At 72.4% G+C, this 15,066-nt stretch carries 15 protein-coding genes; 4 read left to right on the forward strand and 11 right to left on the reverse strand.

Going from position 1 to position 15,066, the window contains the following annotated elements:
- Window positions 1-49 precede the first annotated feature (49 nt).
- The 7 genes from IPJ95_14325 to IPJ95_14355 all read right to left on the reverse strand — a co-directional run bounded on the left by IPJ95_14325 (window position 50) and on the right by IPJ95_14355 (window position 6,447).
- A complete protein-coding gene (locus IPJ95_14325; GenBank protein MBK7924778.1) occupies window positions 50-820 on the reverse strand; it encodes a 2,4-dihydroxyhept-2-ene-1,7-dioic acid aldolase in 771 nt (256 codons plus the stop codon).
- Complete coding sequence (locus IPJ95_14330; GenBank protein ID MBK7924779.1) at window positions 817-2,322, reverse strand: cysteine--tRNA ligase; 1,506 nt, start codon at window positions 2,320-2,322, stop codon at window positions 817-819. The genes IPJ95_14325 and IPJ95_14330 overlap by 4 nt, the downstream gene beginning before the upstream one ends.
- A 35-nt stretch (window positions 2,323-2,357) precedes the next feature.
- Window positions 2,358-3,341 carry a mechanosensitive ion channel family protein gene (locus IPJ95_14335; protein MBK7924780.1) on the reverse strand — a complete coding sequence of 328 codons (984 nt, stop codon included), beginning with the start codon at window positions 3,339-3,341 and terminating at the stop codon, window positions 2,358-2,360.
- 80 nt (window positions 3,342-3,421) lie between these two features.
- On the reverse strand, window positions 3,422-3,943 hold the full coding sequence (locus IPJ95_14340; protein MBK7924781.1) for a hypothetical protein: 522 nt from the start codon (window positions 3,941-3,943) through the stop codon (window positions 3,422-3,424).
- Window positions 3,927-4,400: a hypothetical protein gene (locus tag IPJ95_14345; protein MBK7924782.1), complete on the reverse strand. Its 474-nt coding sequence runs from the start codon at window positions 4,398-4,400 to the stop codon at window positions 3,927-3,929. The genes IPJ95_14340 and IPJ95_14345 overlap by 17 nt, the downstream gene beginning before the upstream one ends.
- Window positions 4,397-5,521: a DUF2157 domain-containing protein gene (locus tag IPJ95_14350; protein ID MBK7924783.1), complete on the reverse strand. Its 1,125-nt coding sequence runs from the start codon at window positions 5,519-5,521 to the stop codon at window positions 4,397-4,399. Before IPJ95_14350 ends, IPJ95_14345 begins: the two co-directional genes overlap by 4 nt.
- Entirely contained in the window at window positions 5,518-6,447 is a 930-nt protein-coding gene (locus IPJ95_14355; protein MBK7924784.1) for a universal stress protein, read from the reverse strand. The genes IPJ95_14350 and IPJ95_14355 overlap by 4 nt, the downstream gene beginning before the upstream one ends.
- Window positions 6,448-6,815: 368 nt before the next feature.
- Between IPJ95_14355 and IPJ95_14360 the strand changes: the two genes are divergently transcribed.
- Window positions 6,816-8,066 carry a methyl-accepting chemotaxis protein gene (locus IPJ95_14360; protein ID MBK7924785.1) on the forward strand — a complete coding sequence of 417 codons (1,251 nt, stop codon included), beginning with the start codon at window positions 6,816-6,818 and terminating at the stop codon, window positions 8,064-8,066.
- A 64-nt stretch (window positions 8,067-8,130) separates the two neighbouring features.
- On the opposite strand, the gene IPJ95_14365 is transcribed toward IPJ95_14360, so the two are convergent.
- The 4 genes from IPJ95_14365 to IPJ95_14380 all read right to left on the reverse strand — a co-directional run bounded on the left by IPJ95_14365 (window position 8,131) and on the right by IPJ95_14380 (window position 11,075).
- Window positions 8,131-9,174 carry a DUF4010 domain-containing protein gene (locus IPJ95_14365; protein MBK7924786.1) on the reverse strand — a complete coding sequence of 348 codons (1,044 nt, stop codon included), beginning with the start codon at window positions 9,172-9,174 and terminating at the stop codon, window positions 8,131-8,133.
- 259 nt (window positions 9,175-9,433) lie between these two features.
- Complete coding sequence (locus tag IPJ95_14370) at window positions 9,434-9,841, reverse strand: hypothetical protein (GenBank protein ID MBK7924787.1); 408 nt, start codon at window positions 9,839-9,841, stop codon at window positions 9,434-9,436.
- Window positions 9,842-9,873: 32 nt separating this feature from the next.
- Window positions 9,874-10,212 carry a hypothetical protein gene (locus IPJ95_14375; GenBank protein MBK7924788.1) on the reverse strand — a complete coding sequence of 113 codons (339 nt, stop codon included), beginning with the start codon at window positions 10,210-10,212 and terminating at the stop codon, window positions 9,874-9,876.
- A gap of 11 nt (window positions 10,213-10,223) precedes the next feature.
- The gene (locus IPJ95_14380; GenBank protein MBK7924789.1) at window positions 10,224-11,075 is read right to left on the reverse strand and encodes a universal stress protein; all 852 of its coding nucleotides are present in this window, start codon (window positions 11,073-11,075) and stop codon (window positions 10,224-10,226) included.
- A 116-nt stretch (window positions 11,076-11,191) separates the two neighbouring features.
- Between IPJ95_14380 and IPJ95_14385 the strand changes: the two genes are divergently transcribed.
- From IPJ95_14385 to IPJ95_14395, 3 genes are all read left to right on the forward strand, one after another.
- Window positions 11,192-12,436 (forward strand): GAF domain-containing sensor histidine kinase, encoded by a 1,245-nt coding sequence (locus IPJ95_14385; protein MBK7924790.1) that lies wholly within the window; start codon window positions 11,192-11,194, stop codon window positions 12,434-12,436.
- Between the two features lie 62 nt (window positions 12,437-12,498).
- Window positions 12,499-13,206, forward strand: a complete 708-nt coding sequence (locus IPJ95_14390; GenBank protein MBK7924791.1) for a response regulator transcription factor — start codon at window positions 12,499-12,501, stop codon at window positions 13,204-13,206.
- The gene (locus IPJ95_14395) at window positions 13,203-15,047 is read left to right on the forward strand and encodes a heavy metal translocating P-type ATPase (protein MBK7924792.1); all 1,845 of its coding nucleotides are present in this window, start codon (window positions 13,203-13,205) and stop codon (window positions 15,045-15,047) included. Before IPJ95_14390 ends, IPJ95_14395 begins: the two co-directional genes overlap by 4 nt.
- Window positions 15,048-15,066 lie beyond the last annotated feature (19 nt).

Raw genomic sequence — 15,066 nt, forward strand, 5'->3', positions numbered from 1 at the left:
GGGACTTAGGGGTATGTCAACGGGGCACCCTCGGACCGGGGCCCACCGCTCAGGCCGACCCGGGGCCCGGCAGGCGCCGGAGCCCGCCCAGCAGGTCCGCCGCCGCCGCCCCGAGCAGGGCCGCGTCCACCCCGGCCGCCAGCAGGGTGAAGCCCTCCGCCGCCCAGCGTGCCAGCCCGGCCGGCCCCAGGGCAAAGATCCCGGCCGGGAGCCCAGCCGCCGCCGCCGCCTCCCGGACCCGCCGGATGGCCCCCTCCACCTCAGGATGGGTGACCTCCCCGGGCCGTCCGAGGCTGGCCGAGAGGTCGAAGGGGCCCACGAAGACCGCGTCGACGCCCGGCACCCGGACGATCGCCTCGATCTCGGCCACGGCCTGAGACGTTTCTGCCTGCACCACGACCGTGACGCGTTCCGATACCTCACGAAGGTACGCCGGCAGGTCGAGCCCATAGCGGTTGGCCCGGGAGGTTCCCAGCCCGCGGGTGCCGCGCGGTGGATGGTGCGCGAACCGCACGGCGGCCTCCGCCTGCGCCGCGCTGCCAACCTGCGGCACGATGATGCCGTCGGCGCCGGCATCGAGGACCCGCTTGATCCAGTCCTCCTCCAGGGCCGGCACGCGGACCAGGCAGGGCGTCCGGTCGGCCACCGCGTACAGCAGATCGAGCACACCCCTGGGGTCGATCGCGCCGTGCTCGGCGTCGAGGAACAGCCAGTCGAACCCTGCCCCCGCCAGCAGGTCGGCCACCTCGGGGGCGTGGATGCTGAGCAGGGTGCCGCACAGGCGCTCGCCGGCGCGCAGCCGGGACCGGAAGGGCCTCATCCCCGCCGGACCTCGACAGTGCCGTCCTTGTTGTCCCGGATCTGCCAGCCGGCCGCCTTGAGCAGGTCACGGATGCGGTCCGCCTCCTTGTAGTCCTTCCGCGTCTTGGCGGCGAGGCGGCGGCGCGCCCACGCCAGCGCCCACGGCTCGACCGCGGCCGGCTCGGCGGGCGCGCCCTCCGCCAGGGCGCTCCCCTCCTCCCCCTCCGCCCCGCTGGCCACCGTGGTGCCGCCGGCGCCGCTCGCCGGGAGGACATCGAGCACCGTCATCGCGCCGTCCCAGGCCGCGCGCGCCTCGGGGATCGTCGGGATCCCCTGGTCGAGGAGGCGGTTGCCCTCGCGCAGCGCCTCGAAGAGCGCGGCGATGGCCTGGGGGGCGTTGAGGTCGTCATCGAGGGCGGCGTGAACCTGCCGGGCCAGTTGCTCCGCCCACGGCCGCCAGGCGGCCCCCGCCTCCGGCGGCCCGCCGGCGGCGCGCCCCAGGCGGGCGTCGAACTCCCCCAGCCGACGGGAGCCCTCCCGCGCCGCGGCCAGGCCCTCGTCGGTGAGGTCGAGCTTCTGGCGGTAGTGGGTCTGGAACACCAGCAGGCGGAGGGCGCCGGCATCGACCCCGTCGGCCTTGAGGTCCCGGGGGGTGGTGATGTTGCCGAAGCGCTTGGACATCTTGGTGCCGCGCACATTGAGGAACTCGCCGTGCATCCAGACCCGCGCGAAGTGGGGCTCGCCGGTGAAGGCGCAGCTCTGGGCGATCTCATCCTCGTGGTGCGGGAAGATCAGGTCCACCCCACCCGCGTGGATGTCGAGCACGGTGCCGAGACCCTCCCGCGCCAGCAGGGCAAGCGCCATGGCGGAGCACTCGAGGTGCCACCCGGGCCGGCCACGGCCGAAGGGCGCGTCCCACGCCGCGGCGACCGCCTCGTCCTCGGGCCGCGCGGCCTTCCACAGCACGAAGTCCTGGGCGTTCTCCTTGTCGTACTCGTCAGTGGAGACGCGCCCGCTGGCCCCGGCCTTGAGGGAACGCCGGTCGAGCTGGGAGAGCTGGCCATAGGCGGGGAACCGCTGGATGGCGAAGTAGACCGACCCGTCGTCGCCCTGGTAGGCGACGCCCTTGGCGAGGAGCCCCTCCACCAGGCCGATCATCGCCGCCACGTAGTCGGTGGCGCGGGGGTACTCGTGCGCCGGCCGGATCCGGAGGAAGTCCCGGTCCTCGAAGAAGGCCCGGGCGAACGGCTCGGTGAAGTCCCGGATGGGGACGCCCCGGGCGCCCGCCTCCTTGATGATGCGGTCATCCACGTCGGTCAGGTTCATCACGTGGAACACGCGCAGCCCGCACGCCTCCAGCCACCGGCGCAGCAGGTCCTCGAACAGGAAGGTCCGGAAGTTCCCGATGTGCGCGTAGTTCCAGATGGTCGGGCCGCAGGTGTACATCGACACCCGCCCCGGCACCTGGGGCGCGAAGGGCTCCACGGCTCGCGTCAGCGTGTTGTAGAGGTGGAGGGACATGGGCGGTTTCCGGGCGGGGGGCGGGGCGGCAGCGCTCACGCGTCGCCGCTGCCCTCGGAGGAACGGAACTGGCTCGGGCGCGGCGGCCGGCGGTCGTCCGACTCAAGCGCGGGATCGAACCCGCTCCCCGCCCCGGGGCCATGGTGGCGCAAATGCACGGTCCGCTGCGGGTAGGGGATCTCGATCCCTTCCGCATCCAGCCGGTTCTTGATGCGCCGCCGGAACTCCCGCCCCACCGCCCACTGCTGGCCGGCATGGGTCCGCAGCTGGGTCCGGATGGTGACCTGGTTCTCGTCGAGCCCCTGAACGCCCACCACCTCGGGCTCCCCGTCGAAGCGCGGCTGCCACTCCGGGTCGTGGGCAAAGCGGCGCGCCTCCTCGCCGAAGATCACCAGGGCGCGATCCAGGTCGGTGCCGTAGGCCACGCCGACGTCGACCACCGCACGGGCCCAGGTGCGGGTCATGTTGCTGACCGTCGTGATCTGCCCGTTGGGCACCATGTGCACGACTCCCTGGAGGTCGCGCAGCACCACCATCCGCAGCGTCATCCGCTCCACCACCCCGGACTTGCCGGCCACCTCGATGACGTCGCCGACCGCGAACTGGCCCTCGAGCAGGTAGAAGAAGCCGGAGATCACGTCCTTCACCAGGCTCTGCGCCCCGAACGAGACGGCCAGGCCGAGGATTCCCGCGCCGGCCAGCAGCGGGCCGATGTCGATGAAGACATTGAGCGCAAGCAGCAATCCGACCACGACCACCGCGACCTTGCCCACACTCCGCAGCAGCTGCGAGATGGTCTGCCCACGCTGTTCCCGCTCGGTGAGCGTCGCGTCGTTGCCATCGTCCACCGCCATCTCGATGCGGCGGGCGACCAGGCGTACGATCCGGAGCGCGACGTAGCAGAGGACAGCGATGACCGCCACGCGCAGCAGGTCGCGCGTCAGCTCCGACGCATCGACCTGGAGCACCTCGGCGAACTGGCGAAGCCAGTGAGGGATGGCGAGCAGGAGAAGATGCACGAACGACCCCGGGTGAAGCCGGCCGCCGTCGGCCGGGGCAGGAACTTAGGAGCCCCCGCCCGGCCTATCAACCCGCGGGGTCACAGCGCGAGGCGGAGCCCCGCCGAGACGGCGATGAAGTCCTGGCTGGAGATCACCCGCATCCGCTCGAACGAGGTGTGAAACCGTGCCTCGAGCAGCAGGGAGAGGTGCGCCTCGTCCAGCCGCAGGCGCACGCCGGGTCCCAGGCTGCCGCCCAGGGCATGCGAGGTCCCGCTGCCGGCCGGGCTGTAGCGGTACTGGGCCAGCCCGGCCACCAGGTAGGGCACGGCGCGCCGCAGCGCCGGGGCCGTGAACCGGAGAAAGGCGCCGTACTGACTGGCCTTCCGGTCGCTGCCGAGCTGGTGCTGCCCGACCTCGGCCCCGAACTCGATGCGGGAGAGCGCCAACCCGACCTGCGTCAGGAAGGAGAAGCCGCCGCCGGAGACCGGATCGCGGTCGTCGAGGTCGAAGGACACCCCCGCCATCCCGGAGGCGACGAGAGGCACCTGGGCGGAGGCCCCGGCGGGAACGGCGAGCAGGAGGGCGAGCAGGCTGGCAAGTCGGCTACGGCTGGTCGGCATCGGTCCGCACCTCGAGGCGGATGGGCCGGGGCAGTCCCCGCGGGGGGACCGTCACCTCGACCCAGAGGGTCTGTCCCGCGGCGAGCACGGAGGGATCGGGAGCGTGCTCTGCTATAAAGAACGCTACCGGTTCCCAGACCACCACACCCCGCGCCCCTGGGGGGGCCGGCTCCCGGACCCGGAGGCCGGACCAGCCGTGTGCCGGGCGGACCACCAGTCGTTCGCCGACCACCGCGAACTCGACCGTGGCCAGGGAGTCCGCGGCACTCCGCTGGTCGTCGGCGTCGAGCCACAGCCGGACGTAGCGGCCGCGGAAGGGATCGGAGGGATCCCAGGGCACGGTACGGGCCCAGACCCTGGGCAGGGCGGCCCGGTCGTAGCTGAACCGGCCGAGCACCGCGAGCGCCAACCCCAGGTGAAGCAGGAGCAGGAGGAGGCCCCGCTGGACGGCGGTCACGAGACCTGCTCCATCACCCGCGCCACAAGGCGCCGCCGGACGCGCTCCACGCCCCAGCCAATCCCCAGGAAGAGCAGCCCGCCCACCAGGAGGCTGGCCGAGCGGCCCAGCCGGTCGAGCACCGAGGAGAAGTAGAAGAGGAGCACCGTGAGCGCGAAGGCGCCGAGGCCGAGGTTGATGCGGAGCCGCGAGCCCGCGGCCACTCCCGAGGCCGCCACACCGATGGCGCCGAGGCCGCCCCAGAGGAATGACCAGGCACCGGCATCCTTGGGCAGGAGGACCCCGGCGAGTACCCATGCGAGCGCCACTCCCGGCCCCACCAGGTGGCGCCCGCGCAGCGCGATGGCCAGCAGCGCCGGCAGCCCGAGGAAGAGACCCCAGCTCAGGCTGCGGAATCCGCCGGGTGCCGCCCAGGTGAGGATCGGGCCCAGGTCGCCCAGCACCAGGCGGAGCCCGATGGCGAGCGGGATGAGCGCCACCGCCCCGATGCCGGCCAGGGCCGTGCGCCAGGCCTCCGCAGACATGCCCCCCGGGCGCGAAGCGTGCAAGTACACCAGCGCGAGGTACAGCAGGCCGGCCATCGGCGCGGCCGGGACCACGGTCCCGAACCGCTCGGCCCGAACGGTCCACTCCGCGACGATCCACGCCGGGGTCAGCACCGCGGCATAGAGCACCTGGGGCCACTGGCGGAGCAGGAGCCACCCGGTCCAGCCGCCGAGGGCCCAGAGGAGGAACCCCTCGGACCACCGGTCATGCAGGTGGTAGGTCTGGCCCAGCAGGAAGACCGTCGCGCCGAGGGCGGCCGTTCCGACGGCGTGCAGGGTCACGGCCAGGGCCGGGAACCGCTCCGCGGACAGCACCCCTGCCCCGTGGCAGGCAACCAGGCCCCCGACCAGCAGGGCCACCCGGCCGCCGGGCGCCAAGGTGTCCCAGTGCGCCGCCACGAACAGCAGCGCGCCGGCCGACAACATCAGGCCCCCCGCCACCAGCGCGAGAATCACCGGCCAACGGAACCGCCCGGGGCGTTCGCCCCGGGCGGTTTCGTAGCGGAGGATCCGTTCCGCAGTTTCGGCGTCGAGCAGGCCCGCCGCGCGCCAGCGCGCGATGGCCGCCTCGATCACCTGGCGTCCCGGGGTGGCCGGATGACGAGGGTCGGATGGGTGGACCCGCGGATGACCTTGTCGGCCACGCTCCCCACCACGAGGCGCTCGACACCGCCCGCGCCGTGGCTCGCGATCGCCACCAGGTCGCAGCCGGTCTGGTCGGCCTGGGCGATGATCGCCTGGGCGGCCCCTCCGCCCTCGACGGCCAGCGCCGTGGCTGCGGCCCCCAGGCCGCGCAACTGCGCCACCTGCCGATCGAGGTAGGCGCGTGCGGTCTCGCGCATCTTCCGCTCGGCCTCGGGGTCGGCCGGCACGACCATCATGCCGCTCGGGTCCGCGATCGGCAGCGGCGGCTCGACCGCCATCAGGAGGGTGTACTCCGAACCGAAGGGGCGTCCCAGCATCAGCGCGGCCTCAATGGCCCGTTCGGCGAAGGGCGAGCCATCGAGCGTGACCAGGATCCGGCGGAAGGTGGCGGGCGCCTTTCGCTCGCCGCCGGGACGGAGCAGCAGGATCGGCACGTGCAGCCGACGCATCAGCTGGTCGGCCACGCTGCCCAGCCAGAACCGGCTCACCGGTCCGCGCCCGTGGGTGGTGATGGCCACGAGGTCCGCGCCGGACTTCTCGATGTGCTCGTGCAGGGCATCGGCCACCGGGCCGTCGAGCAAGGCCGCCGTGACCGGGATGTTGACGGTGGCCCGGAGCCGCTCGACGATGCCGTCGAGATACACCTGCTCACGCGCGCGCGCCTCCTGGTCCAGCTGCGCCTCGATCTCGGGCACCTCGAGGGCCGTGGCAAGGGCCGGCACCGGGTGGTGCACCAGCGCCACCTGCAGCAGGGCCCCGGAGCGCCGCGCGATCTCCGCGGCCAGCGGGAGGGCCTGCTCCGCGAAGGGCGAACCATCGAGTGGCACATAGATGGAGCGGAACATGGCGGCGGACATGCTGACCTCCCAGGCAGAGGGAATCCCCTCCGAAACTGCGTCCGGTGGCATGAGGACATGCTGAAGCACCGGCGAACCCTCTCATGAAGAAGTCATCATTCCCTCGGACGTCAAGTGTGGACGCCAACTGCCGACAACAGGGGCAACCCCTGTCCTCATCACCAGTCCTGTCCATGACAACCGCCGTGCAGCCCCAGCTTCTCGAGTCATCCGACACCCTGCGGGCGCTGCTCGACGGGATTCACACCAACATCTTCATCGCCGACGCCGGCCTCCACCTGGTGTACCACAACCGCAAGGCGCGGGAGACGCTCCGGACGGTGGGCCCCGAGATCCAGCGCATGTTCGGCGTCCGGATCGAGGACCTGATGGGCGGGTCGATCCACCGCTTCCACAAGGACCCCGCGCGGATCGAGCGGATCCTCAAGGATCCGCGCGCCCTGCCGCACGAGGCCACCTTCAGCTTCGGGCAGATCTCGCTGCGGACCAGCATCAACCGGGTGACGGACGCCGCGGGCGAGACCGTGGCCTACATCGTCAACTGGGAGGATGTCTCGCGGCAGGCGGCCACCGAGCGCGAGGTGCAGCTGGCCCAGGAGCGGGAGCGGGAGCAGTCTGCCGCGCTCCGGCAGCAGGTGGACCAGTTGCTCACGGTGGTCAATCGCGCCGCGGCGGGTGACCTGACCGCCACGCTGCCCACGATGGGCTCCGACGTGATGGGACAGCTCGGCCAGGGGATCGGCACGCTGCTCGGGGAGCTTCGCACCAGCATCCAGGGCATCAGCGAGAGCGCCAAGACCCTCGCCGCCGCGGCCGAGGAGCTGACGGCGGTGAGCATGTCGCTGTCGTCCACCGCCGAAGAGACCTCGGCGCAGGCGACCGTGGTCTCCGGGGCGTCGGAGGAGGTCACCAACAACGTGCAGACGGTGGCCGCCGGCACCGAGGAGATGAGCGCGTCCATCCGGGAGATCTCCAAGTCGGCGACCGAGGCGGCGCGGGTGGCGGCCCAGGCGGTCCACGAGGCGGAGAGCACCAACAGCACGGTGAGCCGCCTCGGTGACTCCAGCACGGAGATCGGCAAGGTGATCAAGGTGATCACCCGGATCGCGGCCCAGACCAACCTGCTCGCGCTCAACGCCACGATCGAGGCGGCGCGGGCCGGCGAGGCGGGCAAGGGCTTCGCGGTGGTGGCCAACGAGGTGAAGGAGCTGGCCAAGGAGACCGCCCGGGCCACCGAGGACATCAGCCAGCGGATCGATGCCATCCAGGGCGACACCTCGCTCGCGGTCGGGGCCATCCGCGGGATCGGCGAGACCATCGCGCGGATCAGCGACCTGCAGGGCACGATCGCGAGCGCGGTGGAGGAGCAGACCGCCACGACCAACGAGATGTCCCGCAACGTGAGCGAGGCGGCGCGGGGCTCGGTGGAGATCGCCCGGAACATCGGCGGCGTGGCCACCGCGGCCCGGGACACCACCAAGGGCGCGGCGGACACGCGCCGCGCGGCGGAGGACCTGTCGCGGATGGCCGGCCGGCTGCAGTCCCTCGTGGCCCGCTTCCGGGTGAGCGATGCCGCGGCCCCGGTGCCGGCGAGCCCGGGCCGCTCCGTGCCCCGCTGAGCGGGCGGACGGACGCACGCGGGGCCCGGGCCGCCAGGCGGCCCGGGCCCCGCGTACGTCCGTCTCAGATCCAGCCCGCCAGCCAGAGTCCGGCGACGCTCATGAGTGCCAGCCCGGCCAGTGACAGCCCCGCCTGCCACCGGTAGCGTCCGCCGCCGAGCGACAGCACCACCCCGAGCTTGAGCAACGTGTTGGCGAGGACGCCGATGCCCATGGCCCCGGCCGCGACGGGGCCCAGCCCGGGCTCCGCGGCGAGGCGCACCATGGACAGGGTGAGTGCGTCCATGTCGGTGAGGCCGAGCAGCGCCGCCGAGGCGAGCACGCCGCCGGTGCCGAACCGGGCGTTCACCCAGTGCATCAGCATCAGCACGGCCTGGAAGCCCAGCGCCAGCGCGATCGCGGAGCCGAGGCGCAGCGGATTCCTGCCCTCGGGCTCGGGCCGCCCCTCGCTCCGGCCCGCCGACCGCCACAGCCCGAACGCCACCAGGCCCAGGCCCAGCAGGAAAGGCGGGAGGAACAGCGGGGCGAGCAGGGGCGTGAGGCTGGGTCGCAGCGCAAGCGTCAGCAGGGTGAGTCGGGGCAGCAGCGTGGTGCAGGCACCGAGCACGCCTAGGGCGAGGGCGGAGGCCCGGCCGTCGGCATCCCGGCTCTGCCGGGAAAAGCTCAGGGCAACGCCCGTGGAAGAAACCAGCCCGCCCAGGATGCCGGCCACCGCGGTGCCGGCGGTCTCGCCCACCAGCCGCCGCGCGAGGTAGCCCCCGAAGTTGAGCCCGCTGACGAGCAGCACCACCATCCAGAGTTCGCGCGGGTGCACCCCGCCCAGCGGCCCGAAGGGACCCTCCGGCAGGATGGGGAGCAGCACCAGCGCGAGCACCGCGAACTGGAGGGCCGCGCGCAACTCGACATCGCCGAGGCGGCGGACGAAGCCCTGGATGGCGGACTTCTCCCGGAGCGCGAGCACGATCACCGCACCGATGCCCGCGGACAGACGCAACTCCCCGAGGCCCGCCAGCAGGCCCAGCGCGAGCACCGTGAGGGCGGCCGCCTCGGTAGTGCCGTCCACCGCGTCGGGCAGGGCCCGTCGCGCGGCCGTCAGGTATGCGGCCACCGCGAGCCCCGCGCCTCCAGCTAGGAGTACGGCAGCCGGGAGGGCGTGGCCCTGGAGTCCGAGGTGGCCCGCGATCCCGCCAAGCAGCCCCAGCAGGAGGAAGGTCCGGGCGCCCGCAAAGCGGGCACCCGGACCGGTGGCATGTCCCGACCATTCCCGTTCGATCCCGACCGCGAGACCGACGAGTCCTGCGACCGCGAGGCCGGCCGCCGTCTCGAGTGCAGGGAGAATCGGCGCCTCCTCCTGCCCCGGATGGGGCTCAGTGGTTCATCTGGTGTCCGCCGCCGGCCGCCGTGCTGTCGGGCCGCATCATGGGGCAATCCCGCATCCCGGCGCCCTCACGCGGCATGCCGCAGCCGCCCTCCGCCTGCATCATACGCTGGTGCATCTCGCGCCGCATCTGCAGCTGGCGCTCGACCAGCTCCCCGAGGACCTCCGCCATGGCGTCCAGGCGGCGGTTGCCGCGGGACGACCGCAGCACACCGGCCAGGCTGTCGAGGCGGGCATCCATGACTTCCATCCGGCGCATGGCCTGGTGGTCCATCGACATCCCGCTGCCCTGCCCCATCCCGGCGCAGGCCATGGCAGAATCCGACCGAGCCTGGGCGCTGAGCGGCCCGGCAAGCAGAACGGCGGACACGAGCAGGAGCTTCATGGAGCGCGGCATGTGGGCGACCTCGGCTGGGGTCCGCCGGGCCCTCAGGCCGCGGCGGGGCGCGACCGGGGTCCGGCGAGGAGGTAGATGAGCCCCGGGAGCATCATGACGTACACTGCGGGGATGTTGGGGAAGGTGCGAATGTGCAACCCCTCGAGCAGCAGGAAGCCGCCGAACCCGACCAGGGCCAGCAGCCCCCCGAGGCGCTCCCGCCACACGCCAACGAGCAGGCCCACGACACCGGTCACCATCGCGGCCAGCTGCCAGCGCAGGGTGCCGGAGAGTTCCGGCAGGCGCGGGGGCGAGTGCCACCAGAACAGCACGAACAGGACCGCGACGGCCAGGCTGGCCAGCCGCGCGACCCAGCGAAGGGCAGTGCGCACCGGGAGCTTCCTCACAAGGGGATCGTCAGGACCGAACAGGGAGCTTCATGCGCGAGCCGGCGCGCGACGCTGCCGGCCTCGATGATGCCGGCGGGGCCGCCGCGGCGATAGCCGACCACGAGGACGTCGGTCCGGCTGTCGATGGCCTCGCGGGCGATCTCCTCCACCACCCGCCCACGGTGAAAGACGATCGGTGACTCGGCGGACGCCGGGGAGCTCGCCTCCCACCCTCCGCGGCCCAGGCTGGTGTGATGCCGCAGTTCGTCCACGGCCTCCATGAGGCGGGCACTACGGGTGGTGAGCAGGTGCGGGGCATCGCGCTCGTTCTCATACGCCGGCTCCACGCACACGCCATGCAGCCGGCCGCCGGTGTCCCGGGTGAAATCCATGGCGGAGACCAGCACGCTCATGCCGCGCTCGGTCCCGTCGAGCGCCACGAGGACGTGGTCGAAGGTCGAAGTACCCGGCGTTACGAAGAGGCAGGGGATGCCGCTGCGGCGCGCCACGGAGTCGGCGGTATCGCCGATGAGCAGCCGCTGCATCTCGGTCCGGCGCTTGCGCCCCACCAGCACCAGGTCCGCGTGATGGGTCTCGGCGTAGCGCCCGATTTCGACGCCGGGAAGCCCGGAGACGATCGCCAGGCGAGGCGCCGGCGCATCGGTGACCGGCCGCAGCGCCGATTCCACCATGCTCCGGAGATCGTCCATCTCCCGCCGGGCGCTGCCATTGGCGGCCGGGGCCGCGGTCACGGTGACCACGGTCACGTTCGCCCCGCAGCGCTGTCCGAGCCGTGCGGCCGCGAGCACTGCAGCCTTGCCTTCCTCCGAATGATCCGCGCCCACCACCAGATGTCGCAACTGCACAGCGGCCCCTCCCATGGCATCTGGCTTAGGGTACGGCCCCGCGCATGAAGCCAGCGTGAAAGGGCCGGGAACAAGACGGGTCGCCGGAACTCCTTGGAGCCGTTAGGATTAGCTTGATGAACCCCGCCTCGACACCCACGCCACCTCCGGCCCAGGCCCTTGCCGCGCGCCTGGAGCGCCTGGTGGCGGCCGTCCCCGGACTCATCACCGAACTGTCACTGGAGGGCGTCCTGCAGCGGGTGGCCGACCTGGCCGCGGAGTTGCTCGATGCCCGCTACGCCGCCGTCGGGATGCTCAATCCGGATGGCCGGACCCTCGCGTCCTTCACGACCACCGGCATGACCGGCGAGGAACGGGAACGCATCGGGCCGCATCCACGCGGGCACGGGATCCTCGGCCTGGTGATTCACAAGGGCCAGGTGGTCCGGCTGGCCGACCTCACCGCCCACCCGGCCCGGTACGGGTTCCCCGCCCATCACCCCGTGATGCGGCCCTTCCTGGGCGTCCCGATTGTCGGCAAGCGCGGCGTCCTCGGGGACCTCTACCTGACCGAGAAGGTGGGTGGCGCGGAGTTCACCGCGGAGGACGAGCACATCGCCACCCTCCTTGCCGCCAAGGCCGCGGCGGCGATCGAGAACGCCCGGCTGCACGAGGAAAGCGCCCGGCTGCTCGAGGAGGTGCAGCAGCTGCACCGTTCGCGCGAGCGGTTCTTCGCCATGGTGAACCACGAGCTGCGGAACTCCCTCGCCGCCGTCTTCGGGTGGGCGGAGATGCTGGTCCGACGCAAGGAGCCCGGCTCGGTCCCGCGCGCCGCCTTCGAGGTGCTCGACTCCGCCGAACAGGCCATCAGCCTGATCAACGACCTGCTGGACCTCTCGCGCCTCGACGAGGACCGCCTCAAGCCGGTGATCCGCGAGGTGGACTGCGGCGGGGTGGTCCGGCAGGCGCTGAGCCGGGTGACACCCGCGGCGGACGGCAAGCGGGTGCGCCTCCAGGCGGATCTGCCGGCCGAGCCCCCCGCCTGTCGCACCGATCCCCACCGGGTGGAACAGATCCTCGTGAACCTGCTCTCCAACGCCATCCGGCACACGCCGGAAGGCTCGGTCGTGCGCGCGGCGGTCGAGCCCCTGGGCGGCGACGTCGTGTTCCGGATCGAGGACCAGGGCCCCGGGGTGCCGCTCGACGACCTGGACCGCATCTTCGACATCTACCAGACCAAGGCTGAAGAAGGGAAAGGCAGCGGGCTGGGCCTCCCCCTCAGTCGTCGGCTGGCCCGGCTGTTGGGAGGCGAGCTCCGGGCCGAAGCGCATCCGTCCGGGGGCGGCTGCTTCGTCTTGCAACTCCCCTCCGTACCGGTGTAGGATAAAGACATCTTCATAAAGGGTTTGCGAGGGGTTCATCGCCCGCATGTAGGTTGGCAATCATGAAAATCCTCGTGGTGGAAGACGACCGGAAGGTCGCGGGCTTCATCGAGCAGGGCCTGAAGGAAGAAGGCTACGTGGTGGATATCGCCGCGGACGGCGAGGAAGCCACCACCCTGGCCCACGTCTACGAGTACGACGTGATCCTCCTCGACGTGGTGCTGCCCAAGAAGAACGGGTTCCAGATCGCGATGGAACTCCGGCGCGAGGGCCGCAACACCCCGATCATGATGCTGACCAGCCGGGACGCGGTGGAAGACATCGTCCGGGGCCTGGACGCGGGGGCGGATGATTACCTCGCCAAGCCCTTCCGGTTCGACGAGCTCCTGGCCCGCATCCGGGCACTGGCCCGGCGGGGTGGCGCGGAGCGGCTCGAGGTGCTGCGTTACGGCCCGCTGACCCTGGATCGGCTGCGGCACGTGGTGCTGATCAACGAGAAGGCGATGGACCTGACGCCCAAGGAATTCCAGATCATCGAGTTCTTCCTGCTGCACCCTGAACAGGTGGTGCGCCGCACCACGCTGCTCGAGAAGGTGTGGGACATGCACTTCGACCCCGAGAGCAACGTGGTGGACGTGCACGTGGGGAATGTCCGCCGGAAGCTGCAGAAGGCGGCGGGGGAGAACCTCATCCAGACGGTGCGCGGGGTGGGCTTCACGCTGCGCCGTGAACTCGCTGGCGCTGCGGAGCCCGACGCCCAGGCCTCGTGACCCGACGAAGCATCCGGATCTGGCTCGCGCCCCTCGGCGCGGCGGCAGTCATCGGCAGCGGCCTCGCCTTCACGGCGGGGCCGCTTGGCGTGTGGCGGGACCGGGTGTGGCTGGTCGGCCTCGTGGTCCTGGGGCTCCCGGTCATCTGGCGAACGCTGTGGGGCGTGCTCCATGGGCGGTTCGCCGCGGACCTGGTGGCAAGCCTGGCCATCCTCGTGGCCGCCCTGATGCAGGACCCGCTCCCCGGGCTGGTCGTAGTGCTGATGCAGACGGGGGGTGAGGCCCTCGAGACCTACGCCGCCGGGCGCGCCTCGCGCGCCGTATCGGCGCTGGAGGCCGAAGCTCCACGCCTGGCCCTGCGCCTGCGGGGCCGGGCGACCGAGGAGATCCCTGCGGACCAGGTGCGGCCGGGCGATCGCCTGCTGGTGCGCCCCGGGGACCTGGTCCCCTGCGATGCTGTCGTGATCGATGGCTACTCCCACGTCGACGCCTCCCGCCTCACCGGCGAACCGATGCCGGTGGCCGCCGAGCCGGGCACGCTGCTCCTCAGCGGCAGCCAGAATATCGAGGGCCCCCTGACGGTCGAGGCGCGGGCGGTGGCGAGCGAGAGCCAGTACGCCCGCATCGTGCAGCTGGTGCGGAGCGCCCAGGCCAGCAAGTCGCCGCTGCAGCGGATGGCCGACCGCTACGCCGTCTACTTCACGCCCCTCACGATCGCTGTCTGCATGGCGACCTACCTGGTCACCGGCGAAGCGGAGCGGGTGTTGGCGGTGCTCGTGGTAGCCACCCCCTGCCCCCTGCTGCTCGCGGCGCCGGTGGCGCTGATCGGCGGACTCAATCGGGCCGCGCGCCGCAGCATCATCATCCGGCACGGGACGGCGCTGGAGCAGCTGGGCCGGGTGACGGTGGCGCTGCTGGACAAGACCGGGACCCTCACGATCGGCCGCCCGGCGGTCGCCGCGGTCTTGCCGGCGCCCCCCTGGACCGAGGATGAGGTCCTGGCGTTCGCGGCCGCGGCGGACCTCGGGTCCGGGCACCTGCTGGCCCGCTCGGTGGTCGACGCGGCGGCCGATCGCGGCCTCACGCTGCCCGTCGCCACCGGCATCGCCGAGAGCCCGGGCCAGGGGGTCATCGGTCGGGCGGGCGGCCACGAGATCGCGCTCGGGTCGCGGTCCTACATCCTTTCGCGGTACCCGGACCTCGGGACGACCTGGCCGGAGGCGGCCACGATGGGCCTCCGGGCGACCTTGGCCATCGACGGCCGGGCCGGGGGCACCATCGAATTTGCCGACCGCCTCCGACCGGAGACCGGCCGGCTGGTGGCCGGGCTCACTGCCCTCGGCCTGCGGCGCATCATCATGGTCACCGGCGACGATGCCGGGCACGCCGCGGCCGTGGCCCGGGCCGCGGGCATCCGGGAGGTGCGCGCCGGACTCCTCCCCGCGGACAAGGTGCGCGTGGTGGAGGAACTGGAGCTGGCCGGCGAGCGGGTCCTGATGGTGGGCGACGGCACCAACGACGCCCCTGCGCTCACCCGTGCCTCGGTCGGCGTGGCCCTCGCCTCCCACGGTGGCGGGATCTCCGCCGAAGCGGCGGACGCAGTGGTACTCGCGGACGACGCGGGCCGGGTCGCAGAGGCCATCGCCATCAGCCGCCGCACCATGCGGATCGCCCGGCAGAGCGTGTGGGCGGGGCTCGGCCTCTCGGCGCTGGCCATGATGGCGGCCGCCTTCGGCGCGATCCCCCCGGTGGCGGGCGCCCTGCTGCAGGAGGCCATCGACGTCGCCGTGATCCTCAATGCCCTGCGCGCCAGCGCCGACGGAGCCGGGGGCACCCGCTGATGTATATTCCGCCGCGCCC

Source organism: Gemmatimonadota bacterium (assembly GCA_016713785.1).
Lineage (GTDB): Bacteria > Gemmatimonadota > Gemmatimonadetes > Gemmatimonadales > GWC2-71-9 > JADJOM01.

Excerpts from the sequence above, each read along its gene's own strand:
- IPJ95_14325 (MBK7924778.1), bottom strand. The coding sequence starts at position 820 with ATGAGGCCCTTCCGGTCCCGGCTGCGCGCCGGCGAGCGCCTGTGCGGC.
- IPJ95_14330 (MBK7924779.1), bottom strand. The coding sequence starts at position 2,322 with ATGTCCCTCCACCTCTACAACACGCTGACGCGAGCCGTGGAGCCCTTC.
- IPJ95_14340 (MBK7924781.1), bottom strand. The coding sequence starts at position 3,943 with ATGCCGACCAGCCGTAGCCGACTTGCCAGCCTGCTCGCCCTCCTGCTC.
- IPJ95_14355 (MBK7924784.1), bottom strand. The coding sequence starts at position 6,447 with ATGTCCGCCGCCATGTTCCGCTCCATCTATGTGCCACTCGATGGTTCG.
- IPJ95_14360 (MBK7924785.1), top strand. The coding sequence starts at position 6,816 with ATGGGCGGGTCGATCCACCGCTTCCACAAGGACCCCGCGCGGATCGAG.
- IPJ95_14370 (MBK7924787.1), bottom strand. The coding sequence starts at position 9,841 with ATGCCGCGCTCCATGAAGCTCCTGCTCGTGTCCGCCGTTCTGCTTGCC.
- IPJ95_14385 (MBK7924790.1), top strand. The coding sequence starts at position 11,192 with ATGAACCCCGCCTCGACACCCACGCCACCTCCGGCCCAGGCCCTTGCC.
- IPJ95_14390 (MBK7924791.1), top strand. The coding sequence starts at position 12,499 with ATGAAAATCCTCGTGGTGGAAGACGACCGGAAGGTCGCGGGCTTCATC.